An 891-nucleotide genomic window follows, 5' to 3' on the forward strand; every position below is an offset into this window, starting at 1 on the left:
CTCGTGCCCGCTCGTCGGCGGCCTGCTGCTCGGCGGCGGTGACGACGATGGCGTCCGGGCCCGGGAACACGGTCGCCTCCTCCCCGGTGGCCAGCCACCGCACCCGGTAGGGCGGTTCACCATCGGGGGAACGCACGGAGGTGATCAGCCCGCGCAGATCCGGGCGACCGATCGTGCCGCTCTTGATGACGAGCCAGTCCCCGGCATCGGCAATCATCGTCGACTCCCTTCGCAATCCTTGGCCACAATCCGGGCCGCCGCCCTAGCGGCGTATCTCCAAGACATCGCCGAGGGGCCGCCGCGGCGTCGGTTCCGGGCCGCCCTTGCCCGCGAAGGCGGTGCCCACCCGGATCAAGACCTGGGGCACCGCTTCGGTGTCGGCTATCAGCTGACGGACCATGTCGCGGCTGGCCGGCAACTCCGTCACGTGGGTGACGGTGCACGTCGCCAGACCCGCGATGGTGCATTCCAGCAGGATCGCGGAAAGCACCTGGCCGCACAGGAATGCGTCCGCGCGGGTGTCTCCCGGGGTGGACAGGACGAGCACCTCCGCTTGATCTTGGAGTCCCGCCGAACCGGGCCGGGCGTTCGCGTCGGCGGGAAACCGGCGGTTCACGTCGACGGCGCGCCGCTGCGCGTCGCTCACCAGTGCGGCCGTGGGGATGCCGTCGTCGTGCCTGCCCGGCGCTGTCCACCAACGCAATTCGTGGTGATAGACGTCGTCGTAGCGGCGCAGCGCCTCGGTGAGACGCGCCGCCTCCACCAGCCGCGGCCGCGCGTCGTCGGCGAGCACGTCGAGGGAGACCAGGCCGGGGTCGAAGGCGCTCCGCAGCACCGGCTCGAACGACGCCCAGTCCCTCGGTGCGCCGAACGGCCGCCGGTCTGTCCGGC

At 71.8% G+C, this 891-nt stretch carries 1 protein-coding gene and 1 pseudogene; both read right to left on the reverse strand.

The genetic code is table 11. The features are described 5' to 3' along the window. Nucleotides 1-217, reverse strand: a 217-nt coding sequence (locus tag A9X05_RS04445; protein ID WP_067779511.1) for a DUF1918 domain-containing protein, incomplete at its 3' end; no start/stop codon positions are given. Between the two features lie 45 nt (nucleotides 218-262). After that, nucleotides 263-891, reverse strand: a pseudogene (locus A9X05_RS31515) (NAD(P)H nitroreductase); the annotation flags it as partial.

Source organism: Mycobacterium sp. E3298, from assembly GCF_001666895.1.
Classification (GTDB): domain Bacteria; phylum Actinomycetota; class Actinomycetes; order Mycobacteriales; family Mycobacteriaceae; genus Mycobacterium.